At 61.5% G+C, this 22,955-nt stretch carries 16 protein-coding genes and 1 tRNA gene; 10 read left to right on the top strand and 7 right to left on the bottom strand.

Features of this window, described 5'->3' with window-relative positions; genetic code table 11:
• Positions 1-114 precede the first annotated feature (114 nt).
• Complete coding sequence (locus tag ACGYKA_RS12350) at positions 115-441, top strand: hypothetical protein (protein ID WP_394409141.1); 327 nt, start codon at positions 115-117, stop codon at positions 439-441.
• Positions 442-567: 126 nt separating this feature from the next.
• Here the strand turns inward: ACGYKA_RS12350 and gyrA are convergent, their stop codons facing one another.
• Positions 568-3,315 (bottom strand): DNA gyrase subunit A, encoded by a 2,748-nt coding sequence (gyrA, locus tag ACGYKA_RS12345; RefSeq protein WP_394409144.1) that lies wholly within the window; start codon positions 3,313-3,315, stop codon positions 568-570.
• A 190-nt stretch (positions 3,316-3,505) separates the two neighbouring features.
• Between gyrA and ACGYKA_RS12340 the strand changes: the two genes are divergently transcribed.
• Positions 3,506-3,775, top strand: coding sequence for an usg protein (locus ACGYKA_RS12340; protein WP_067262037.1), 270 nt, complete (start codon positions 3,506-3,508; stop codon positions 3,773-3,775).
• Positions 3,776-3,800: 25 nt separating this feature from the next.
• Here ACGYKA_RS12340 and ACGYKA_RS12335 read toward each other — a convergent pair whose 3' ends face one another.
• On the bottom strand, positions 3,801-4,748 hold the full coding sequence (locus ACGYKA_RS12335; protein ID WP_394409147.1) for a radical SAM protein: 948 nt from the start codon (positions 4,746-4,748) through the stop codon (positions 3,801-3,803).
• 155 nt (positions 4,749-4,903) lie between these two features.
• Between ACGYKA_RS12335 and zwf the strand changes: the two genes are divergently transcribed.
• From zwf to ACGYKA_RS12315, 4 genes are all read left to right on the top strand, one after another.
• Positions 4,904-6,367 (top strand): glucose-6-phosphate dehydrogenase, encoded by a 1,464-nt coding sequence (gene zwf / locus ACGYKA_RS12330; RefSeq protein WP_394409150.1) that lies wholly within the window; start codon positions 4,904-4,906, stop codon positions 6,365-6,367.
• A complete protein-coding gene (gene pgl / locus ACGYKA_RS12325) occupies positions 6,364-7,035 on the top strand; it encodes a 6-phosphogluconolactonase (RefSeq protein ID WP_394409152.1) in 672 nt (223 codons plus the stop codon). Before zwf ends, pgl begins: the two co-directional genes overlap by 4 nt.
• Positions 7,032-8,624, top strand: coding sequence for a glucose-6-phosphate isomerase (gene pgi, locus ACGYKA_RS12320; RefSeq protein ID WP_394409155.1), 1,593 nt, complete (start codon positions 7,032-7,034; stop codon positions 8,622-8,624). Before pgl ends, pgi begins: the two co-directional genes overlap by 4 nt.
• Before the next feature lie 159 nt (positions 8,625-8,783).
• Positions 8,784-10,412 carry a long-chain fatty acid--CoA ligase gene (locus ACGYKA_RS12315; protein ID WP_394409158.1) on the top strand — a complete coding sequence of 543 codons (1,629 nt, stop codon included), beginning with the start codon at positions 8,784-8,786 and terminating at the stop codon, positions 10,410-10,412.
• 42 nt (positions 10,413-10,454) lie between these two features.
• Here ACGYKA_RS12315 and ACGYKA_RS12310 read toward each other — a convergent pair whose 3' ends face one another.
• The 4 genes from ACGYKA_RS12310 to ACGYKA_RS12295 form a co-directional block, all read right to left on the bottom strand.
• Positions 10,455-12,506 carry an ATP-binding protein gene (locus tag ACGYKA_RS12310; RefSeq protein WP_394417996.1) on the bottom strand — a complete coding sequence of 684 codons (2,052 nt, stop codon included), beginning with the start codon at positions 12,504-12,506 and terminating at the stop codon, positions 10,455-10,457.
• 200 nt (positions 12,507-12,706) lie between these two features.
• Positions 12,707-12,780, bottom strand: a tRNA-Gly gene (locus ACGYKA_RS12305).
• Positions 12,781-12,821: 41 nt separating this feature from the next.
• A complete protein-coding gene (locus tag ACGYKA_RS12300; protein ID WP_394409164.1) occupies positions 12,822-13,667 on the bottom strand; it encodes a class I SAM-dependent methyltransferase in 846 nt (281 codons plus the stop codon).
• Positions 13,667-15,715: an ASKHA domain-containing protein gene (locus ACGYKA_RS12295; protein WP_394409167.1), complete on the bottom strand. Its 2,049-nt coding sequence runs from the start codon at positions 15,713-15,715 to the stop codon at positions 13,667-13,669. The genes ACGYKA_RS12300 and ACGYKA_RS12295 overlap by 1 nt, the downstream gene beginning before the upstream one ends.
• Before the next feature lie 191 nt (positions 15,716-15,906).
• Between ACGYKA_RS12295 and guaB the strand changes: the two genes are divergently transcribed.
• From guaB to ACGYKA_RS12280, 3 genes are all read left to right on the top strand, one after another.
• Positions 15,907-17,355 (top strand): IMP dehydrogenase, encoded by a 1,449-nt coding sequence (guaB, locus tag ACGYKA_RS12290; RefSeq protein WP_394409170.1) that lies wholly within the window; start codon positions 15,907-15,909, stop codon positions 17,353-17,355.
• 49 nt (positions 17,356-17,404) lie between these two features.
• The gene (locus tag ACGYKA_RS12285; protein ID WP_394409173.1) at positions 17,405-18,565 is read left to right on the top strand and encodes an RsmB/NOP family class I SAM-dependent RNA methyltransferase; all 1,161 of its coding nucleotides are present in this window, start codon (positions 17,405-17,407) and stop codon (positions 18,563-18,565) included.
• A 175-nt stretch (positions 18,566-18,740) separates the two neighbouring features.
• Positions 18,741-20,975, top strand: a complete 2,235-nt coding sequence (locus ACGYKA_RS12280) for an ATP-binding protein (RefSeq protein ID WP_394409739.1) — start codon at positions 18,741-18,743, stop codon at positions 20,973-20,975.
• Between the two features lie 18 nt (positions 20,976-20,993).
• On the opposite strand, the gene ACGYKA_RS12275 is transcribed toward ACGYKA_RS12280, so the two are convergent.
• The gene (locus ACGYKA_RS12275; RefSeq protein ID WP_394417999.1) at positions 20,994-21,587 is read right to left on the bottom strand and encodes a gamma-glutamyl kinase; all 594 of its coding nucleotides are present in this window, start codon (positions 21,585-21,587) and stop codon (positions 20,994-20,996) included.
• Positions 21,588-21,790: 203 nt separating this feature from the next.
• On the opposite strand from ACGYKA_RS12275, the gene recA reads away from it, so the two are divergent.
• Entirely contained in the window at positions 21,791-22,861 is a 1,071-nt protein-coding gene (gene recA, locus ACGYKA_RS12270) for a recombinase RecA (RefSeq protein WP_067261794.1), read from the top strand.
• Positions 22,862-22,955: the final 94 nt, after the last annotated feature.

Raw genomic sequence — 22,955 nt, 5'->3', positions numbered from 1 at the left:
CGGGCATCGCTATAATTCTTAACTATAGCTTAACATTTCGCCTTTGCGCTGGCTAAGATTATATGCGATGGTGCGGTGAGTTTAATTTTTGACGAGATACAGGAGTACCTAGATATGAAAATTCTTGCAACCGTGGCGGCGACAATCGCTCTTTCGGGTGCTGCTTTCGCTCAGACAACTTCTCAAGCAGCTGTGCTTGGTGCGTCTGACGATGCGGTCTATTCGCTTCAGGTTCAAGGTGCCAATGGTGTGGTTTATAACTGCAAGCCCGATCCGGTCACAGTTGACGGCAACACTGCGCGCGTTTGCGTGCCTGCTGCTGGTGCAGGTCTTTTTGCTGCTGGTGCCGGTCTTGGTGGCGGCGCGGCGGCAGCTGGTGCTGCTCTGGTTCTGGTTGCAGTCGCGGCGGGCTCCTCTTCCTCCACTGGGTCTACCGATTAATTCTTTGACAAAAGTATAAAATCTAGAGATTCTCCGCGCTAATTGCGCGGGGAATTTTTTGTTGTTTGAACTTTTGTTTAGAAATCCCCCGCCCCAAAGCATATGCATGGGGCAGGGGGCCGCCGATCACTCGGCGGCGCTGTCACCCTCGACCTCATCCTCTTCGTTGCCCTGATCGGCGATCCAAGCCACGCTGACAACTTCCTCGTTCTTGCCGGTGCTGAACACTTTCACACCACCTGCGCTGCGCGAGCGGAAGGAGATGCCTTCGACCGGCACGCGGATCGACTGGCCCTTGGAGGTCGCGAGCATTACCTGATCGGACATCTCGACCGGGAAGCAGGCGACGATGGGGCCGTGGGCCATGGCCTTGGTCCAAGCCGTCACGCCCATGCCGCCGCGGCCCCGTACGGGGTAGTCATGGGCCGAGGAAACCTTGCCCGCGCCCTTGGCGGTGATTGTCAGGATCAGATCTTCGGCGGCGGACATTTCGGCATAGCGTTCGGTGCTGAGCTGTCCGGCTTGAACCTGCTCTTCCTCGTCATCGCTGCTGTCCTCATCGGTCAGCCCCGCCATCAGACGGCGCTGTTTGAGATAGGCGACACGCTCTTCCGAACTCGCTTCGAAGTGGCGGATCACGGACATGGAGACGAGGTTGTCGCCTTCGCCCAGACGGATGCCGCGGACGCCAACGGAGTTGCGCGAGTTGAACACCCGCACATCGGTCGCCGGGAAGCGGATTGCGCGGCCCGCGTCGGTGACCAGCATCACGTCATCGTCGTTCGAAGCGATGCGCGCGTTGATCAGCGTGGTGCCCTCATGCTCGCCTTCGAACTTCATGGCGATCTTGCCGTTGGCCTTCACATTGGTGAAATCCGACAGTTTGTTGCGCCGCACGGTCCCCGCAGAGGTGGCAAAGATCACCTGCAGGTCGTCCCATTCCTTCTCATCCCGGTCCACGGGCATGATCGCGGCGATTGAAACGCCAGTGGGGATGGGCAGGATGTTGACGATGGCCTTGCCCTTGGCGGTGCGCGCGCCCTGCGGCAGGCGCCATGTCTTCAGCTTGTAGACCATGCCGTCGGTCGTGAAGAAAAGAAGCTGCGTATGGGTGTTGGCGACGAAGAGGTTGGTGACGACATCCTCTTCCTTGGTCTGCATGCCCGAGACACCCTTGCCGCCACGGCGCTGCGCGCGGAAGTCGGCCAGAGGCGTGCGCTTGATGTAGCCGCCCGAAGTCACGGTCACGACCATTTCCTCTCGGGCGATCAGGTCTTCGTCGTCCATGTCGCCCGACCAGTCGACGATCTCGGTCCGGCGCGGCACGGCGAATTGCTCGCGCACCTCGCGCAACTCGTCCGAGATGATGCCGAGGATGCGCTCGCGGGAACCCAGAATCTCGAGGTATTCCTTGATCTTGCCCGCCAACTCTTCCAACTCGTCGGTCACTTCCTTGACGCCGATCTGGGTGAGGCGCTGTAGGCGCAGTTCCAGAATGGCGCGGGCCTGTGCTTCGGAGAGGTTGTAGGTGCCGTCTTCGTTCGCCGTATGGGTCGGGTCGTCGATGAGCGCGATATAGGGCAGGATGTCCTCGGCGGGCCAGCGGCGGGTCATCAGCTTCTCGCGCGCCTCGGCGGCGTCGGCGGAGGAGCGGATGGTGGCCACCACCTCGTCGATATTGGTGACAGCTACCGCGAGACCGCAAAGGATGTGGCTGCGCTCGCGCGCCTTGCGCAATAGGTAGGCCGTGCGGCGCGCCACGACGTCTTCGCGGAAATCGATGAAGTAGCTTAGGAACTTGCGCAAGGTCAGCTGCTCAGGCCGGCCGCCGTTCAGCGCCAGCATGTTGCAGCCGAAATAGGTCTGCATCGGGGTGAAACGGTAAAGCTGGTTCATTACCACTTCGGCGGTGGCGTCGCGTTTGAGTTCGATCACCACACGCACGCCGTTGCGGTCGCTCTCATCCTGAACGTGGGCGATGCCCTCGATCTTCTTCTCGCGAACCTGTTCGGCGATCTTTTCGATCATCGTGGCTTTGTTGACCTGATAGGGAATCTCGTCGATGACGATGGCCCAGCGGTCTTTGCGGATTTCCTCGACCCGGGTCTTGGCGCGGATCACCACGCTGCCGCGGCCCTCAAGGTAGGCTTTGCGCGCGCCGGAGCGGCCCAGCATGATGCCGCCCGTCGGAAAGTCGGGGCCGGGGACATAGTCGATAAGTTGTTCCGAGGTCAGGTCCGGATCGTCGATCAGCGCAAGGCAGGCATCCACCACCTCGCCAAGGTTATGCGGCGGGATGTTTGTCGCCATACCGACGGCGATGCCGCCCGCGCCGTTGACCAGCATGTTCGGGAAGCGTGCGGGCAGAACCGTGGGTTCCTGCTGCTTGCCGTCATAGTTGTCCTGAAAATCGACGGTTTCCTTGTCGATATCCGCAAGAAGGTAGGCGGCGGGCTTGTCCATCCGCACCTCGGTATAGCGCATGGCCGCCGGGTTATCGCCGTCCATCGAGCCGAAGTTGCCTTGCCCGTCCAAGAGCGGCAGCGACATGGAGAAATCCTGCGCCATCCGCACCAGCGCGTCGTAAATCGCGCTATCGCCATGGGGGTGGTACTGGCCCATCACGTCGCCCACGGGACGGGCGGATTTGCGGTAGGGTTTGTCATGCGTGTTGCCGGTCTCATGCATCGCGTAGAGGATGCGGCGGTGCACCGGTTTCAGACCGTCGCGCAGATCGGGAATCGCGCGGCTGACGATCACGCTCATCGCGTAGTCCAGATAGGACGTGCGCATCTCGTGTTCGATGGTCACCGACGGCCCGTGAAAGATGGGCTTTTCGTCTGCGTTTTCAGGGGTATCCGGCGTATCGGTCACGTATCTTGCCCACCATTTTTATGGTTCTATATCTTGGGGTTTTCTATAGCAGACGGGGCATATCAGGTGCAATGGCTGTGGCCGAAACGCACTGGCAGCACTTGTGGCGAAGTGCCAACATACTGTTTTCATTGAAAAGTAATTCTGACCGCGCAAACTTGTTCTACAGAGGCAGCAAGGGAGGCGCAACATGCCCCGCAGTGAAACCGAATTGATGCTGAAAGGTTACGGGCTGACCACGGCAGAGTTCTTTTACCACATGCCCGATTATAGCCATGTGCTGAACAGCTACATCTGGCAGGATTACGACATTGCACCGGACCATCCGCGCCTGTTCGAATTCGTCGAATTCTGGCGCGCGGAGTTGGACGGTCCGCTGCATTCGGTCCGGTTCACCCACCGCAAGCTGATCGGCCCCGGCGAATGGCAAAACCAAGTGGGTGAGTTCACGCTACATTGAGCCGGTAAGCCCGAGGGCAGGGGCGTCAGACCGAACAGCTCGCCCCGCCCAACACGCAGAACTTTGCGCAGTGCGGGTGGTTCAGCGCCACGTCGCGCTCCGCCTCGGCCAATGTGGTGCCGAGTTCAAACTCAGGGTCGTAGGGCAAGAGCGTGCAGGCCAGCACGGCGGGCTTCTCGGCCCCCTTGCGTTTGACCACCATACGGGAGGAGGCGCACATCACCGCGTCAGGGGCTTTGTCCAAGATGCCCCAGCAGGCGGTGGTGATTTCGGGCACCTCCACGGCCTCGTCCATCTCGGGGAAGAGAACGGTCATGGCGGGGTCTTGTGCGTCGATGTCAAAGCCGTGTTCGGCATAGAAGGCGGCATAACCCGCGCGGCTGTCGGCATCGCTGTCGGCAAAGATCGACCGCCCCGCCACGGCCATGCGAAAGCCGTTATCGCGGAGCCATTCCATGCCGGTCAGGGTCTTGTCGAAGGCACCTGTCCCACGTTCCGCATCATGCAGGTCGCGGCGATAATGGTCGACGGAAATGCGGAAGGTCATTTTGCCGGGATAGGCATCGCGCAGCCGCAAAAGCCCCTTTTGCACCGATTTGCGCATCATCGGACGCATGGCGTTGGTCAGGATCAACACCTCGTAACCGCGCTCTAGCGAGGCTTCGGTGATCTCAATCATCTGGGGGTTCATGAAGGGCTCGCCGCCGGTGAACGCGATTTCGCGCACCGGCCAGCTACGCTCCTCGATCTGGTCGAGGTAGTCGCGCACCTCATCTGCGGTGATATAGACCAGCGCGTCGTTCTTGGGGCTGGAGGCGATGTAGCAGTTCACGCATTCGATGTTGCACAGGGTGCCTGTGTTGAACCAAAGCGTTTCCGCCCCGCGCAGGGCCACGGTGGCGCGGGGTTCCCCCTTGGCGGTGACCGCCGGGTTCTGGAACTTGCCCTCGTTTGCTTGCGCAATATCTTTCATGATTGTTCCTTGCGTGATCCCGTGTGTTCCTGTTTTGGTAAGCTATTGCGGCGCACCCTAAAAGTCCAAGCACCGGGGCGCACAGTCTTGTGATGTAGGGAAAAATAAGTATGTTTGCGCTAACTCTGCCACTCTGCCCGGACAAGGATTAATCAATGGTTTCGCGTGTTATCCCTGTCGACCCCTTCGATCTTGTCATCTTTGGCGGCACCGGCGATCTGGCCCGGCGCAAGATTTTGCCGGGTCTTTATCGCCGTTACTGTGCGGGCCAAATGCCCGAAGAGGCGCGGATCATCGGCGCTGCGCGCACCGAGATGGACGCCAAAGGCTACCGCGAGATGGTAGCCGAAGCGATTGAAGAGTTCGGCGGGAAAGACGCCTGTGACAACCTCGACGCTTTTCTGGCCAAGCTCGACTATGTCGCCATCGACGCACGCGGAGAGACCGGCTGGGCAGAGTTGCAAGATCTGATGTCCGGCAAGGACCGGATCGAGGTCTATTACTTCTCCGTCGCGCCGGGGCTTTTCGGCGATCTGGCGGAACGGTTGCAGCAATGGGGCATGGCGGGCGAAGAATGTCGCATTGTCGTTGAAAAACCCTTTGGCCGCGATCTGGAGAGTGCGCGCGCCCTCAACGCGACGCTGGCCACCTATTTCAAAGAGCAGCAGATCTACCGGATCGATCACTATCTCGGCAAAGAGACGGTGCAGAACCTCATGGCGGTGCGCTTTGGCAATATGCTGTTCGAGCCGTTGTGGAACCGCCAATACGTCGACCACATCCAGATCACCGTGGCCGAGACGGTGGGCGTCGGCGGCCGTGGGGAGTATTACGACAAATCCGGCGCGATGCGGGACATGGTGCAGAACCACTTGATGCAACTCTTGTGCCTGATCGCGATGGAGCCGCCCGCGCGTTTTGATCCCGATGCGGTGCGCGACGAAAAGCTGAAAGTGATCCGCGCGATTGATCCGGTGCTGCCGCATCACCTCGTGCGCGGACAGTATGAGGCTGAAGAGGGCAATGAGGAAGAAGCCCCCAGCTACCGCAATGCCGTCGGCAACCCGCGTTCGCGGACCGAGAGTTTCGTGGCGTTGAAGGCCCATATCAGCAACTGGCGCTGGCATGGCACACCGTTCTATCTGCGCACCGGCAAGCGCATGGTGGCGCGGTCGAGCGAGATCACGGTGGTTTTCAAAGACACGCCGCATTCCATCTTTGCCGAAGACGCTGGCCGTCATCGCAACGTGCTGTCGATCCGCTTGCAGCCGAACGAGGGCATCACCCTTGGCGTGACGATCAAGGAACCGGGACCGGGGGGCATGCGTCTGGTCGATGTGCCGCTCGACATGACCTTTGCCGAAGCACTTGGCCCCGATGGGGGCGATCAGGTCGATGCCTATGAGCGGCTTATCATGGACGTGATCCGGGGCAACCAGACATTGTTCATGCGCGACGACGAGGTTGAGGCCGCCTGGGCCTGGACCGATCCGATCATCCAAGGCTGGGAAGCGCGTCACGACGTGCCCAAACCCTATGACAGCGGCTCGGCGGGGCCCACGGATGCGACAGAAATGATGCGGCGCGATGGCCGTGAATGGCGAAAGGTATCCCCATGAACATCATCGAATATGCGGACCGCGAAATGCTGGTGATGAATGTCGCCAACAAACTGGCGGGCAATTTGAAATCGGCGCTTTCGGGCAATGACCGCGTGTCTTTCGCGGTGCCGGGCGGCTCTACCCCCGGGCCGATCTTTGAGATGCTCAGCGCGACCGATCTGGATTGGAGCCGGGTGGATGTGATGCTGACCGATGAGCGTTGGGTGGACGTGGATGACCCGCTGTCAAACGCGCGTCTGGTGCGCGAGCATCTTTTGAACGACCGTGCTGCTGCGGCGCAGTTCATCCCCTTTTTTCGCCCCGGGCTTTCTCCGGGCGAAGGGGCAGAGGTGGTGGCCCCCAGTCTGACGGAGCATGTGCCGATCTCTGTCCTGCTGCTTGGCATGGGCGACGACATGCACACTGCCTCGCTTTTCCCCGGCGACCCGAGCCTGCCTGACGCTTTGGCCGCCGATGCCCCGCTTTTGTGCCCGGTCTATCCCGAGGGCCAGCCCACTGCGCGGGTCACGCTGCCGGCGCATGTGCTCGACGGGGCGCTGAACAAGCATCTCGTGATTTTCGGGGATGAGAAACGCGCGGCCCTTGAGCGCGCGCAGGGGCTTTCCCCCGAAGAGGCGCCGATTGCATCGGTGCTGGATGAAATCGAAGTTTACTGGGCGGCATGATGAACATTTGGCAAGACCTTCAAGAGCGGCAAAGCGCCGTGGCAGACCGCAAGATCACGGCACTGTTCGATGACCCGAACCGGGCCGAGGACTTTTCCCTGCGCACGCAGCATATGCTGTTCGACTACGCCAAGACGAATATCGACGCCGAGACCCGCGCGGCGCTGCTGCAACTGGTCGAAAACGCCAAGGTCACCGAGCGGCGCGATGCAATGTTCGCGGGCGCGCCGATCAATGAGACCGAGGGCCGCGCGGTGTTGCACACCGCATTGCGCAATCTCGATGGCGGGCCGGTAGACGTCGCGGGCGAAGATGTGATGCCGCAGGTGCGCGACACGCTGGCGCGGATGCGCAGCTTTGCCGATCAGGTGCGCAGCGGCGACATTACGGATGTGGTTAACATCGGCATCGGAGGCTCCGACCTTGGCCCCGCCATGGCGATCCGCGCGCTGACACCCTATCACGATGGGCCGCGCTGCCACTTCGTCTCAAACGTCGATGGGGCGCATATCGCGGATACGCTGCGGGGCCTAAATGCCAAGAAAACGCTGGTGATCGTGGCGTCCAAGACTTTCACCACCATCGAGACCATGACCAATGCGCGCACGGCGCGGGCGTGGATGCAGGACCATGGCGGCGATCCGGCGACGCAATTCGCCGCGCTCAGCACCGCGGATGACAAGACCGCGGAGTTCGGGATCGACCCGGCTCGCGTCTTCGGTTTCGAGGATTGGGTTGGCGGGCGCTATTCCGTTTGGGGTCCGATTGGGCTGTCGCTGATGATCGCCCTTGGCCCTAAGGCTTTCGACAGCTTCCTGCGCGGCGCGCAGGAGATGGACCGCCATTTCTGCGCCGCTGATCCGGCTGAGAATATGCCGATCCTTCTGGCGCTGGTGGGCATCTGGCACAACCAAATCTGCGGCCATGCCACCCGCGCGGTGCTGCCCTATGACCAACGGCTTGAGATGCTGCCCGATTATCTGCAACAGCTTGAGATGGAATCGAACGGCAAAGGCGTGCAGATGGACGGCACCGACAGCCCGCGCCACACCGGCCCGGTGGTCTGGGGCGCGGCGGGCACCAATGGCCAGCACGCTTTCTATCAGTTGATCCACCAAGGCACGCGGGTGATCCCTTGCGAGTTTCTGGTGGCGGCGAAGGGGCATGAGCCGGAGTTGCAGCACCACCACGATCTGCTGATCGCCAATTGCCTTGCTCAATCCGAAGCGCTGATGCGCGGGCGGTCTTTGGACGAAGCGCGCGCCATCATGCGCGACGCGGGGCTTTCGGGCGACGCGCTTGAACGCCAAGCCCGCCACCGTGTCTTCCCCGGCAACCGGCCCTCGACCACACTCGCCTATGAAACGCTTGATCCCTTCACGCTGGGCCAGATCATCGCGCTTTATGAGCATCGCGTTTTCGTCGAAGGGGTGATCCTCGGCATTAACTCTTTCGATCAATGGGGCGTGGAACTGGGCAAGGAATTGGCCAAATCGCTTCAGCCGTTGGTCGAAGGCGAGGTCTCTGCCGAGGGAAAAGACGGCTCTACCGCCGGGCTGATCGGCTATATCCACCAGCATCGTGGCTAGGGGCTGCCCTTAGACCGGAACGAGGCACCGCGCGGGCGATAGCCGCCTGCGCGGTGCCGTCGTCCTGTCCGTCAGCGCTCTTACGACTTGCCGGAGGGGAAGGCTTGCAACTGCCCTGACCTTTGGACAGTCTCAAAGCAAATGATTGGAGGACCCCCTATGCTTGGCCAGATGATGACGCAGCCGCTGCTGATCTCAAGCCTGATTTCTCATGCCGAACGCTATCACCCCGAGGGCGAGATCATCTCGGTCTCGACCACCGGCGGGGTTGAGGAGACGAACTGGGGGCAGGTGGCCGAGAACGCGCGGCGTTTGGGTGCGGCTTTGACCGATCTGGGGCTGTCGCCGCAAGCGCGTTGCGGGACCATCGCATGGAACAATCGGCGGCATCTGGAAATCTACTTCGGCACCTCCGGCGCGGGCTTTGTCTGCCATACGATCAACCCGCGGCTCTTTGCCGATCAACTTGTCTATATCCTCAACCATGCTGCGGATGAGGTGCTGTTCATCGACAAGACCTTCGTCCCGCTCGTCGCCGCGATCCGCGACAAGCTGGAGCATCTCAAGCACGTCGTCCTGATGTCCGGCCCCGATGCCGAGGCTGCCGAGACACTACCGGGGCTGATTTTCTACGACGAATTGGTGGCTTCGGGCGATGCCGGGTTCGACTGGCCCGATCTGGATGAGAACACGGCGTCGAGCCTTTGCTACACCTCTGGCACCACGGGCAATCCCAAGGGCGTGCTCTATTCTCACCGCTCGACCGTGTTGCATTCCTTTGGCATCAACATGGCCGACAGCATCGCGATCTCCGCGCGGGACATCGTGATGGCCGTGGTGCCGATGTTCCATGTCAACGCTTGGGGCTGCCCCTATGCCAGCGCCATGACCGGCGCGCGGATGGTGTTGCCGGGGCCGAACCTCGATGGGGCATCGCTCGTGGGGCTGATCGACACCTACCGCGTCTCCTTGGCGCTTGGCGTGCCGACGATCTGGCAAGGGCTCTTGGCGGCGGCAAAGAAATCCGGCAGCGAACTGCCCAGCCTAGAGCGTACCGTAGTCGGTGGTTCCGCCTGTCCGCCGTCGATGATCAAAGCGTTCCGCGAAGACTATGGGGTTGAGACGATCCACGCCTGGGGCATGACCGAGATGTCGCCGGTGGGCAGCGTCAACAAACCCTTGGCGAAACACGGTGAATTGCCCGAAGACGCCCAGCACAAGCTGCGCGAGAACCAAGGCCGCCCGGTCTTTGGCGTCGAACTTGAGATCTGGGACGACGCAGGCAAGCCGCTGCCCCATGACGGCGAGACCCAAGGCGCACTGGTCACCCGCGGGCATTGGATTTTGGATGCCTATTACAAATCCGACCGCGACAGCACCCTGCGCGATGGCTGGTTCGATACCGGCGATATCGCGACGATGGACGCCGACGGCTATATCACCATTCGGGACCGCGCAAAGGATATCATCAAGTCGGGCGGCGAATGGATCAGTTCGGTCGAGTTAGAGAATATCGCCATCGCCCACCCCGATCTGGCCGACGCCGCCGTCATCGGGGCCACCCATCCCAAATGGGACGAGCGCCCGGTTCTGGTCGCGGTGAAGGCCGAAGGGGCCGATCCGTCAGAGGCGGATATCCTCAAGGTTTTCGAGGATCAGATCGCCAAATGGCAGGTGCCCGACAGGGTGGTCTTCGCCGAGGCACTGCCGCGCAACGCGACGGGCAAAGTGCTGAAACGCGATCTGCGGGACCGCTTTGGCGATGTGCTGATGCAGGGCGAGAGCTGAGGCAATCGGCCCCGGTCCGCTTTGGGCCGGGGCGTTTTGCCATCAGGCCGAGCGGCGCATCTCGCTATCGGCCACGGGGCGGGGTAGGGTCAGCCGGAAGGTGCTGCCCACGTCGACTTTGCTTTCCAGCGACAGGCTGCCGCCATGCAGGCTGGCCAGTTGCTCGGCAATCGCAAGGCCCAATCCCAAGCCGCCGTTCTCACGCGACATTGAGCCGTCAACCTGCTGAAACCGCAGGAAAACCCGCTCGAGATTGTCCTCGGAAATACCGCAGCCCGTGTCGGAGACCGAGAAGGTGATCTCTTCGGCATCCTGCTGCATCTGCAGATGAATATTGCCGCTGCGGGTGAATTTGATCGCGTTTGAAATCAGGTTGTAAAGGATCTGCCGCAGGCGCACCGGATCGGCATTGGCGAGGGCCGTGCCATTGTCCTCATAGGTCAGGGTCAGCCCCTTGGCCTCGGCATCCGGGCGAAGGTCTTCGGCGACGGAGCGGGCGATCTCGCTGGTCTCAACCTCTTGAAGATCAAGCTCCATCTTGCCGCGCGCGACCTTGGTCCAATCCAACAGGTCTTCGACAAGGCGCAGCATATGTTTTGACGACCCCGCGATGCCGCCCGCTTGGTCAGAGACGAAGTTTTGGAATTCATCGACACTGTGGCGAATGTCGGGCGTGGCATTGGCGCTGTTGTTCAACGCGGTCTGCAAGCGCCTGGCTTGGGGGAGCTTCTCGGCATGTTGCAAGAAGGTCGCCCGGCCCGAGATCACGGTCAGCGGCGTGCGCAGCTCATGGCTGACGTTGTTCAAGAACTCGGTCTTTTCGCGGTCCGCCGCCTTGGCCGCGTCGAGCGCGCGTTTCTCGGCCGTCACATCGGTCCAGATGCCCACGGTATAGCCATGCGGCGTGCGCGATTCCGTGACTTTGAGCCAGAAGTTATCTGAGACTTCCAGAATGAAGGCGCCGGTCGGGTTGCGGAACCGGGCGAGGCGTTTGGCAATCCATGCCTCACGCTCCTCGACCTGCTCAGGGTGCTGATGGCGGGCGACCCAATGGCGCAACAGCTCTTCGATGGTTTTGCCGGGGATCAGAAGGTCAGCGATTTCAGGGTGATACTCCAGAAACTTGCTGTTGACGGTGACAAGGCGTTCTTTCTCGTCAAAGGCGATGAACCCCTCTTGGATCGATCCAATCCCCTCAGCCAAAAGCGCATGGGCTTCCTGCTTTTTCAGCGTGACCCGGCGGAAGGCCCAGAGGCCTGCCATCAGCGCGATGGTCGCGATCAGGGCGAAGGCTACGAGGTAGGGGCTTTGCGGGGCATAGGGGGGCAGACCGTTGGCGGGGCTGGCCGTCGCCTCCCATGTCTTGCCTAAAAGCTCGAACCGGGTGCGCACGGGGGCTGTGGGGTCGACCGCCGCAGGCTCAATCTCAGGCGGCATGACGCCCGTGGGGAAGGCGCGGAGGCTATAGATGTAGTCGGCGGCCTGATGCGGGTTTTGATGCGGCTCGAACAGCCGGTCGGGCTGGAAGACGATGGACATCACCCCCCAAAAACGCGGCGCACCAAGGCCGATGGGGCGCTCGAACACCGGGTAGTGCATGATATAGCCCTTGCCGCCTTGAACAAGGTTCAGCGGCCCTTCGATGGTCGGGCTCTGGCGGCGGTAGGCATTGGCGACGCCGGAAAGCTGCGTCGGGATGTTCTTGTATTCAAGGCCAATCGTCTCGCCATTCTGGGTCTTGGGATAGCTATGGGTGATCTTGAGGTCCGGGGCGAGGGCGAAGGCCTGAATGCCGGGGTTCCGGTCGCGCAACTCCTTGACCAGCAGTTCGATCTTTTTGTCTTTGAACGCCTCGCCGGAGAGCAGGATATTCTCGATATTCTTGGTGACCAGAATGGTCTCTTGGAACTGATGCTGCACCTGATTGCTGACTTCATGCAGCGTTTGCCGGGCATCCTGACGGATGCTGGCGATATGCTGCTCGTAATCCAGTTTGACGATCGAATAGCTGATGCCGGCGACACAGCACAGCACGATGAAATTGACGATGATATACGCCTTGGATGTCGCGTAGTCCCGAAACGCGTTTGCCACGCTTTTTTCCTTTGCCTCAATGCGCATCCGACATCGTTGGGCCATCTGCGCGTAAGTTACTTCCCTGTTAATTGCTACTTTTGCGGGCAATCATGGCGAAATTCGGACCAGATTAGGCTTTTCATGGGGGTGACCTTGGGGAACCCTGCGGGGCCTGTGTGGGGCCATGTGGCGGGATCACAAAGGCGGAGGGGGGAGCGTGGAGCGGGTAACGAGAATCGAACTCGTAACTAAAGCTTGGGAAGCTGCCGTGATACCTTTTCACCATACCCGCGCGCTGAGGGTGAGATAATCGGCGCGCGGGGGAAGGTCAAGTCAGGGTTTCGTCGCGGTGACGAAATTGATCTCGGCAGGCAGGCGCAGGGGGCCGTTTTCCGCATAGGGGCGCAGGGCTTCGATGATGGTTTGCCGAAGTTCCTCGACCTGTGTCGGGCCCGCCTCGAAATGATTGATCGCGCCGCTGGCCGGGCCGATGTCGCACATCTGCTGGGCAAGGTCATCGACCGTGCCCGCGGGGGTGAGGTCAAGCCGTGTCACCTTGCAGGCGATATCGACAAATCCCGCCTCGGCGAGGATCGACACCACGCGTTCGGGGTCGCGAAAGGCGAAGGGGCCGGGGCCGTCGGGATCGCTTTTCGGCATGGCCCCGATGGTGGCCCGGGCCGCGCGGGCGGGCAGGGTGAAGAAAGGGTTCTCGGGGATTTGCCCCCACGCGGCAAAGCTGAGCTTCGCGCCGGAGCTGAGTTGCGCGGCCATGCGCGTGAAGCTCAGGACCGGATCGGCAAAGAACATCACGCCAAAGCGCGAGATCAGCCGGTCATAGGAAGGGGAAAGCGCTAGCGTCGTTGCATCACCGTGGTGAAAGGCGACATGGGGCAGGGCGGCGGCCCGTTGCCGCGCGAGGTCGAGCAGCGGGGCAGAGACATCGACGCCCAGCACCGCGCCTGCATCGCCCACCGCCTCGGCGGCGGCGAGACAGCCCGCCCCCGCGCCGCAGCCGATGTCGAGCACCCTCAGCCCCGGCGCCAGTTCGGCGCGCGCCAGCACGCCATCCAGCACCGGCTGCATCAGAATGTCCAACTCAGCCTGCCGCGCGGCCCATCTCTGCCCCGCAGAGGCGCTCCAGAATTCGACCTGATCGCTGTTGTCTGAGGCAGTCATCACGTCGCCTTTCTTCTGCGCCGGCGGCCGCCGCGTTCGCTTTCGCCGCTGCCGCCGGTGTTGAAGGTCACCTCCGGCAGGGCGACGAGGCTGTTGAGGATGGGGAAAGGCTCCACCGCGTTGGGGATGGCCGAGGCATTGACGAAATGCTCCTGAAAACGCGGCTCGACGGCGGTTTCGATCTTGTGGATCGCGCCCACCGTCGCCTCGATCTCGGCCCGGGCCTCGGTATTGAGCAGGGCGATCCGGGCGCCGGTGCCTGCGGCATTGCCCGCGCTGGTGACTTTGTCGAGCGGCGCGTCGGGGATCATGCCCAGCACCATCGCGTGTTTGGGGCTGATATGCGCGCCAAAGGCCCCCGCCAGCACCACGCGGTCGACCTTGTCGACGCCGAATTTGTCCATCAGCAGCCGCGCGCCGGAATAGAGCGCGGCCTTGGCCATCTGGATTTCGCGAATGTCGCGGTTGGTCACCGTGATCTTGGGCCCGCCCTTTTCGGTGCCGTCGTAGACCAGATAGCTGTTGGTGCGCCCATCGGCAAAGACCGAGGCCGAGCCCGTCTGCGCGGCGCTGCCAATCAGCCCCGGCGCGTCGACGATGCCGTGAATGCGCATCTCGGCGACCATTTCGATAATGCCGGAGCCGCAGATGCCCGTGACGCCGGTGCTCGCCACCGCCTCTTCAAAGCCGTCCTCATCGGACCAGAGATCACATCCGATCACCTTGAACCGCGCAACCTTGGTTTCCGGGTCGATCTCTACCCGTTCGATCGCCCCCGGTGCCGCCCGTTGGCCCGAGCTGATCTGCGCCCCCTCAAACGCGGGTCCGGTGGGAGAGGAACAGGCCAGCACCTTTTCCCTGTTGCCCAGCAAGATCTCCGCGTTGGTGCCCACATCGACCACCAGCATCAACTCGTCGGACTTCTCCGGCGCCTCGGATAGGGCGACGGCGGCGGCATCCGCGCCGACATGGCCCGCGATGCAGGGCAGCAGGTAGACGCGGGCGGAGGGGTGGATGTTCAGGTCCAAATCCTCGGCCCGCAGGCGCAGCGCGCCAGAGGTCGCCAGCGCAAAGGGCGCTTGGCCCAACTCAAACGGGTCGATGCCGAGCAGCAGATGGTGCATCACCGGGTTGCAAACAAAGACGGCGTCGACGATCAGATCGGGCGCGACATTCCCCTCGGCGGCGATCTGGGTGAAAAGCGTCGCCATCCCTTCGCGCACCGCGCGGGTCATCTCCTGCGCGCCGTCGGGGTTCATCATGGAATAGCTGACGCGGCTCATCAGGTCTTCGCCGAAACGGATCTGCGGGTTCATCACACCGGAAGAGGCCATGACCTCACCGGTTTGCAGATCGCACAGATGCGCCGCGATGGTGGTAGAGCCAAGATCGACCGCCAGACCATAGACCGTGCCCTCGTAGTACCCCGGCCAGATGTTCATGATCCGCGCGGCATTCTCCTGATCGCCCAGATGGACGGCGACCGTGACCTTCCAATCGCCCTTGCGCAGAACCGGCTGCATCATTTGCAGGATGTGCAGATCGGCAGTGACTTTCTCCAGCTTCCACTGCTCGGCCAGCGCGGCCTGGAGGCGCTCCAGATCGCCCGAGGGTTCGTGCATGTCGGGCTCCGTCACCTCGACGTAGAAGAGTTTGACCGACGGGTTCAGCACGATCTCCCGCGCCTCGGCGCGTTTGCGCACGACCTGTTTGTGCACTTGGCTCTCTGGCGGCACGTCGATCACCACGTCGCCCTGCACCGTCGCCTGACAGCCCAGACGACGGCCCTCTTTCAGGCCGCGCTTCTCGTCATAGCGTTCTTCCACCGCGTTCCATGGGCTCAGCGCGTCAGGCGCGACGGTCACCCCGTGTTTCGAGAACTGCCCATAGCCCGGCGAGACCTGACATTTCGAACAGATGCCGCGCCCGCCGCAGACCGAGTCCAGATCGACACCCAACTGCCGCGCGGCGGTCAGCACCGGGGTGCCTTTGGGAAAGCGCCCTCTCTTGCCGGAGGGCGTGAAAATCACGAGGGGGTCACTGCTCATCGGGGCCGTCCTTTGTTTCTTTGCGACACCATAGCGTGCCGCGCGGCGGGGGAAAGATGCGGGGCGGCAATTCATGCCGCGCCCGCGTCATTCCCGGTCTGTGGCTTACGCGGGGGAATAGGCCTTTCCAATCCCGGCCATCCGTGAAATAGGAAACCGCCAAATGAACCCATCCAGACCCGAGGTGTTAAATGGAGATTCGTGAGGCCCTGACCTTTGATGACGTCCTGCTGGTTCCCGCAGCGTCTTCTGTGTTGCCGTCCACCGCAGACACGCGAACCCGCGTCACGCAGAGCATCGCGCTCAATATCCCGCTGCTCAGCTCGGCCATGGATACGGTGACCGAAAGCCGCATGGCCATTGCACTGGCGCAGGCCGGGGGCATGGGGGTGGTGCACCGCAACCTCACGATCGAAGAACAGGCCCGCGAAGTACGCCGGGTGAAACGCTTTGAATCCGGCATCGTTTACAACCCGATCACCCTGCGCCCGGACCAGACGCTGGCGGATGCCAAGGCTTTGCAAGAACGCTACCGTGTGACCGGCTTCCCGGTGGTGGACGAAAATGGCCGCGTGCTGGGCATCGTGACCAACCGCGACATGCGCTTTGCCTCTGACGACCGCACGCCGGTGTCGGTCATGATGACCTCCGACCGGCTGGCGATCCTGCAAGAGCCTGCGGACCGGGACGAGGCGATCAGCCTGATGAAATCGCGCCGGATCGAGAAGTTGCTGGTCACGGATGCCAGCGGCAAGCTTACCGGGCTGCTGACCCTGCGCGACACCGAACAGGCGGTGCTGAACCCCACTGCCTGCAAAGATGACTTGGGCCGCTTGCGCGTCGCTGCGGCGACGACAGTGGGTGACGCGGGTTTCGAGCGCTCCGAGGCGCTGGTCGATGCCGGCGTCGATATGATCGTGATCGACACCGCCCATGGCCATTCCGAAGGCGTGGCCCATGCGGTGACCCGCGCCAAGAAACAGTTCGGCGATGTGCAGGTCGTCGCGGGCAATGTGGCCACCGGCGACGCGACCCGCGCGCTGATCGACGCGGGCGCCGATGCGGTCAAGGTCGGCATCGGCCCCGGCTCCATCTGCACCACGCGGATGGTCGCGGGGGTGGGCGTGCCGCAACTGACCGCGATCATGGACTGCGTGGCCGCTGCGGGCGACGTGCCGATCATCGCCGATGGCGGCATCAAGTTCTCCGGCGATTTCGCCAAGGCGATTGCGGCCGGTGCCTCCTGCGCCATGGTCGGCAGCATGATCGCTGGCACCGACGAAAGCCCCGGCGAAGTCGTTCTTTATCAAGGCCGTAGTTTCAAAAGCTACCGTGGCATGGGCAGCATGGGCGCCATGGCGCGCGGCTCGGCAGATCGGTATTTCCAGAAAGACGCCGCCTCTGACAAACTGGTGCCCGAAGGGATCGAAGGTCAGGTGCCCTATAAGGGCAGCGCGGGCAATGTGTTGCACCAATTGGTCGGCGGTCTGCGCGCGGCCATGGGCTATACCGGTTGCGCCACGGTCGATGAGATGCGCCGCAATTGCAGCTTCGTGAAGATCACCGGTGCGGGGCTGAAGGAAAGCCATGTGCATGATGTCCAGATCACCCGCGAAAGCCCGAATTACCGGATCGGTTAACCCATGAAGCAACGGCCCGCGGGCCGTTCTTTGCCAGAAGGAAGATGCCATGACCCCCGGCGCGCGCGTATCGGCTGCGATTGAAGTTCTGGACGCAATTGCCGGGGGGCTGGCCGCCGAACAGGCGCTGACCCGATGGGCGCGTCAAAGCCGTTTCGCGGGATCCAAGGACCGTGCCGCCGTGCGCGATCATGTGTTCGACGTGCTGCGCCAGAAACGCAGCGCGGCGCATTACGGCAAGGGGGAGACGGGCCGCGCGTTGATGATCGGTGTGCTGCACGGGCAGGGGGCAGACCTTGACGCGCTCTTCTCAGGGGCGGGCCATGCGCCTGCGCCGCTGTCCGAGGATGAACGGGCTATCCCGCCAGCGCCCGAGGATCGCGCAACGCGGCTGAACCTGCCCAACTGGTTGCTGCCCCTGTTCGATACGGCGCTTGGGGAGACTGCGGATGCCGCAGCCCTCGCGCTTCAAGAGCGCGGGCCGATCTGCCTGCGGGTCAGCACGGCGCGGATCGCCGTGCCCGCGGCGCAAGAACTGCTGGCCGAAGAGGGTGTCCAAACCCGCGCCAACCCGCTTGCCGAGGCCGCGCTGACCGTGACCGAAGGCGCGCGGCGTATCCGAAATTCCGCCGCCTTCGCCGATGGTTATGTCGAACTGCAAGATGCGTCGAGCCAAGCTGTTGTCGCCGCGCTGCCGCAGGGGGGGCGGGTGCTCGACTACTGCGCCGGGGGTGGCGGCAAGGCCTTGGCCTTGGCCATGGACCCCCTGCGCGAGATCACGGCCCACGACATCGACCCCCGCAGGATGAGCGACCTTCCCCCCCGCGCCGATCGCGCGGGTGTCGCAATCTCCCTGGTCAATACCGATGAGGCCGCAGCGGGCGCGCCCTATGACATTGTTCTCTGCGATGCGCCCTGTTCCGGCTCCGGCGCATGGCGCCGCGCGGCAGAGGGAAAATGGACCCTGACCCCTGAACGTTTGACAGAACTGACGGCCATTCAGGATCAAATTCTCGATACGGCGGCAGGGCTTACCGCCCGTGACGGTGTCTTGGCTTACGCCACTTGTTCCCTGTTTCGAGAGGAGAACGAGGCGCGGGTCGAAGCCTTTCTCGCCCGCAACCCAGAATGGAAAGTCGCCCGCATGGATCGCTATGACGTGACCCCCGATGGCGACGGGTTCTTCTCTACACAGTTGACGCGCGAATAAATTTACTCATAATCAACCAATGCGTGCAAACCGTTTTCGGTTAAAGCCTGCTTAACCTCTGTCGCACGTAATAGTCGTATGATTCGGTTGTTAGGGGATGTGCGTGCAGCAGGGCGTTGGGCATTCAGGGATTGGGCAGCAGGCGAAGCTCGGGCGGCTTTGGCTGCTCGTGGTAATGGCCATTGCCCTTGGCGCGCTGGCGCTGCGCAGCACCGATGCGACGTTGCAGCTTGCCCTTGCCGCCTCGGCGGCCACATTGGGTTTTATTTCAACTGGTTACATCGTCTTTCTTCTATGGGATAGGGGCCGGATTCGGGTCAGCGCGGATGGAGTCGCGGACTTCATCGCAAAAGACGCCGCACCCAGTTTCATCGCCACCTCCGATCGGCAAGTCATTTACCGCAACGAGGCGGCTCTCAAGCAGTTCGGCGAGGTCGGCGAAGAAACCCTCGCGCAGGCCTTACGAGCGCATTTCGCCAATCCCGTGGGCCTTCTCTACCGTCTGCAATCACGCGCCACCGCCAACGGCAATGCGCGGGAAGAGGTGATCACCCGGTCCGGCCCCATGCGCCTATCGGTGCACCATCTGTCAGCCGACCGTCTGCTTTGGCGGGTTGAAAGCATTGGCCCCCGTGAGGGCTCCCGCAGTGCGCAAGAAAGCATGGCCTTGCCAATGGTCATGCTGGGCCGGGGTGGGGCGATCCTTTTCATGAATGAAGCAGCGCGCATACTGGTCGGGCAACGGGTGAAGTCACTCGACCGATTGTTTAATTCCCTACCACTAACCCCCGGAACCGTGACCGAAATCGCCACCGCGGAAGGAAACCGGCAGGTACTGGTGGCCGAGGTTGAAGCCGGCGCGAACCGCCGCGCACTCTATCTTCTGCCGCCGCCCGAAGGGGCTCCCTCTCCCAATGAATTAGGCTGGGAAACGTTTCAAGACCTCCCCGTGCCGATGATCAAACTGCGCCCCGATGGAACGGTATTGGCCTTCAACCGTATGGCGGGGAAGCTGCTCGGCGTATCGCTGCGGCGCGGCACCCATCTTTCGCATCTGATGGAGGGGCTCGGCCGCTCGATCTCGGACTGGCTGCAAGACAGTCTTGCAGGGCGGTTGGTTCAAAAGTCCGAATTTCTCAGGCTCACCCGAACGGATCAGGAGGTCTTCGTTCAGGTCTCACTCAACCGCATATCCGAAGCAGGCGAGGCGGCCCTCATCGCGGTGCTGCAGGACGCGACCGAACTCAAATCGCTTGAGGCGCAATTCGTGCAGAGCCAGAAAATGCAAGCCATCGGGCAGTTGGCCGGGGGCGTGGCGCATGACTTCAACAACCTTTTGACGGCGATTTCCGGGCATTGTGACCTCCTCTTGCTGCGGCATGATCAGGGTGACCCGGATTTCAGCGATCTGGTCCAGATCAACCAAAACGCCAACCGTGCGGCCGCGCTTGTGGGGCAACTCCTCGCCTTTTCGCGCAAACAAACCCTCCGGCCAGAGACGCTCGACATGCGCGATACCCTCGCCGATCTCACGCATTTGCTGAACCGACTGGTGGGCGAAAAAGTAACGCTGACCCTCAGCCATGACCCCGTTCTCGCCCCGATCCGCGCGGATAAGCGCCAGTTGGAGCAGGTGTTGATGAACCTCGTCGTCAACGCTCGCGATGCCATGCCCGCCGGAGGCGAGATCCGTATCGTGACCGAGGTGACGAGCCTCGACCAACCGCTTGAAAGAGATCGGGTCAGCGTGCCCGCAGGCCGCTACGTCACGGTGCAGGTGCATGACGATGGCACGGGCATTCCGAAGGATAAGCTGCAAAAGGTGTTCGAGCCGTTTTTCACCACTAAGCGAACCGGCGAGGGCACCGGCCTTGGCCTCTCCACTGCCTATGGCATCGTCAAACAAACGGGCGGTTTCATCTTTCTCGACAGTGAGTTGGGCAGGGGCACATGTTTTACCCTCTACTTCCCCGTGCTGGAGGGCCAGCCCACTGCGGTCGCGAAAAAGCCCCCCGCATCGCCGGATCAAAGCCCGCTTCAGCGGTCCGACGGGGTGATCCTTCTGGTGGAAGATGAAGCACCCGTGCGGGCCTTCGCAAGCCGCGCATTACGGCTTCGCGGCTACACGGTCCTAGAAGCCGAATCTGCCGAAGCCGCGTTAATGATGCTCGAAGATAAGGAGTTGGATATCGATGTATTCGTAACAGACGTCGTTATGCCCGGTATGGATGGGCCAAGCTGGGTGCGCCAAGCGCTAAAACAACGCCCGGATGTGCGGGTTGTTTTTGTCTCGGGCTATGCGGAGGATAACTTCGGTCAAGAACAGTCGAAAATTCCGAATTCTGTCTTCCTACCGAAACCCTTCTCTCTCACTGACCTGACCACAACGGTCCACAATCAGCTGCACTGAGCATCACGCGGGGCAGGGCTATGTAATCGACTCGTAAAGCTCAAACTCCGCCGCGAACTTACGACGAAAGCGTTTTTCCACATTCGGGGAAAGCGCTAGCTCCATCTTGGGAGAGACATTCTCCTGCCCCAAGGTCAGCGTCACGTCGAGCCGCTCTTCCAAAAAGCGACGGAGCCGCGTCTGATCTTCATAGCGGAAATGGTGAGTGATCCCGGTGCCGTTCGGTTGGGCCTCCATGAACTTCAGCTGGCTCCCCACATCGGCGAAGCCCGGCTTGTCGCCCTTCATATAGGCGAGGACGAATTCGTCGAAAGTGATCCCGAAAGTGTTGTTCGGCTTGCCCTTCATGAAGGGGCGCTGCCGATAGCGATACCAACTGCCCAGCCAAGAGATCGGTTCGCGCATTACCGCCATCAGCTCAAGCTCGGCATCGCAAACTTTTAGAAACATTGGTCGAATAAAACGATTATAGCGATAAACCGGCGCATGCTTCAGCATGGGCGGATCGGAAATCACCATATCCGCCCGCGGCGCCAGTGCTTTCTCATAGGCGGTGGTTCCGGTCTTTGGGACCGACAAAAAAGCCAAACGTTCTTTAAAAAAAACAATCAATTGCGTCTTACCTTGGGCTGCAGGCGGCCCTTTCTAGTTTGGGTAAACCATTTCTTTACCATTCTCGCCAAAACATAAAGGACAAACAAAGTCGTTGAAATGTTCCGCATTTACCCTCATATGGAACATTAGAGGAACATAAGCGACGCAGCGCGCAGGCGATTGCCGCCGGGGCGCCACTGTGACACTAAGGAATGAACCTAATGGCAACGGCAGATCTTTTGACGATGGACAGTAAGAAAACCGCAGAAAAGCAAAAGGCGCTCGACAGCGCGCTGGCCCAGATCGAACGTCAGTTCGGCAAAGGGTCGATTATGAAACTGGGGGCCGAAGGGGCGATCCAGGATATCAAAGCCAGCTCCACAGGCTCGCTTGGCCTTGATATCGCGCTTGGTATCGGTGGCTTGCCGATGGGGCGCATCATTGAGATTTATGGCCCGGAATCCTCGGGTAAGACAACGCTGACGCTGCATTGCGTGGCAGAGCAGCAGAAAGCGGGGGGCGTTTGCGCCTTTGTCGACGCGGAACATGCCCTTGATCCGCAATATGCGAAAAAGCTTGGCGTGGACATTGACGAGCTGTTGATTTCCCAGCCCGACACGGGTGAACAGGCGCTTGAGATCACCGATACGCTGGTACGCTCTGGCGCGGTCAATATGGTGATCGTCGACTCCGTCGCGGCCCTGACGCCGAAATCCGAGCTTGAAGGTGAGATGGGTGACAGCAATGTCGGTGTTCAGGCCCGTTTGATGAGCCAAGCGATGCGCAAGCTCACCGGGTCGATCAGCCGGTCCAATTGTATGGTTATCTTCATCAACCAAATCCGGATGAAGATCGGCGTGATGTTCGGCTCTCCTGAGACCACCACCGGCGGCAACGCGCTGAAATTCTACTCCTCCGTCCGTCTCGACATCCGCCGGATCGGCGCCCTGAAGGACCGAGACGAGGTTGTTGGCAACGCAACGAAGGTCAAGATCGTCAAGAACAAAGTGGCGCCACCCTTCAAACAGGTCGAATTCGATATCATGTATGGCGAAGGCATTTCCAAAATGGGGGAGTTGCTGGACCTTGGGGTGAAGGCCGGTGTGGTCGATAAATCCGGCTCGTGGTTCAGCTACGGGGATGAACGGATCGGGCAGGGGCGTGAGAACGCAAAGAACTTCCTGAAACAGAACACTGCTATGGCGTCGGAGATCGAAGATAAGATCCGCGCGGCCCACGGGTTGGACTTTGAGGGCTCCGGCGGTGACGACGCGGATATTCTTGAAGCTTGAACCTGATTTGACAATTTGAATTTACGAAGGGGCGTGGCCAAAGGCTGCGCCCCTTTTTCATGGGCAGGAACGGTGGACAGCGCCGGGACTGAGG

The organism is Sulfitobacter sp. 1A15106 (assembly GCF_043556995.1).
Classification (GTDB): domain Bacteria; phylum Pseudomonadota; class Alphaproteobacteria; order Rhodobacterales; family Rhodobacteraceae; genus Sulfitobacter; species Sulfitobacter faviae.
Note: the sequence above shows the minus strand (reverse complement) of the source record. Positions and strands in the feature narration are given on the sequence as shown.

Coding starts and splice junctions, on each gene's coding strand:
- ACGYKA_RS12340 (WP_067262037.1), top strand. CDS start 3,506: ATGCCCCGCAGTGAAACCGAATTGATGCTGAAAGGTTACGGGCTGACC.
- zwf (WP_394409150.1), top strand. CDS start 4,904: ATGGTTTCGCGTGTTATCCCTGTCGACCCCTTCGATCTTGTCATCTTT.
- recA (WP_067261794.1), top strand. CDS start 21,791: ATGGCAACGGCAGATCTTTTGACGATGGACAGTAAGAAAACCGCAGAA.
- ACGYKA_RS12285 (WP_394409173.1), top strand. CDS start 17,405: ATGACCCCCGGCGCGCGCGTATCGGCTGCGATTGAAGTTCTGGACGCA.
- ACGYKA_RS12295 (WP_394409167.1), bottom strand. CDS start 15,715: ATGAGCAGTGACCCCCTCGTGATTTTCACGCCCTCCGGCAAGAGAGGG.
- pgi (WP_394409155.1), top strand. CDS start 7,032: ATGATGAACATTTGGCAAGACCTTCAAGAGCGGCAAAGCGCCGTGGCA.
- ACGYKA_RS12300 (WP_394409164.1), bottom strand. CDS start 13,667: ATGACTGCCTCAGACAACAGCGATCAGGTCGAATTCTGGAGCGCCTCT.
- ACGYKA_RS12335 (WP_394409147.1), bottom strand. CDS start 4,748: ATGAAAGATATTGCGCAAGCAAACGAGGGCAAGTTCCAGAACCCGGCG.
- ACGYKA_RS12315 (WP_394409158.1), top strand. CDS start 8,784: ATGCTTGGCCAGATGATGACGCAGCCGCTGCTGATCTCAAGCCTGATT.
- pgl (WP_394409152.1), top strand. CDS start 6,364: ATGAACATCATCGAATATGCGGACCGCGAAATGCTGGTGATGAATGTC.
- ACGYKA_RS12280 (WP_394409739.1), top strand. CDS start 18,741: ATGGCCATTGCCCTTGGCGCGCTGGCGCTGCGCAGCACCGATGCGACG.
- guaB (WP_394409170.1), top strand. CDS start 15,907: ATGGAGATTCGTGAGGCCCTGACCTTTGATGACGTCCTGCTGGTTCCC.
- ACGYKA_RS12350 (WP_394409141.1), top strand. CDS start 115: ATGAAAATTCTTGCAACCGTGGCGGCGACAATCGCTCTTTCGGGTGCT.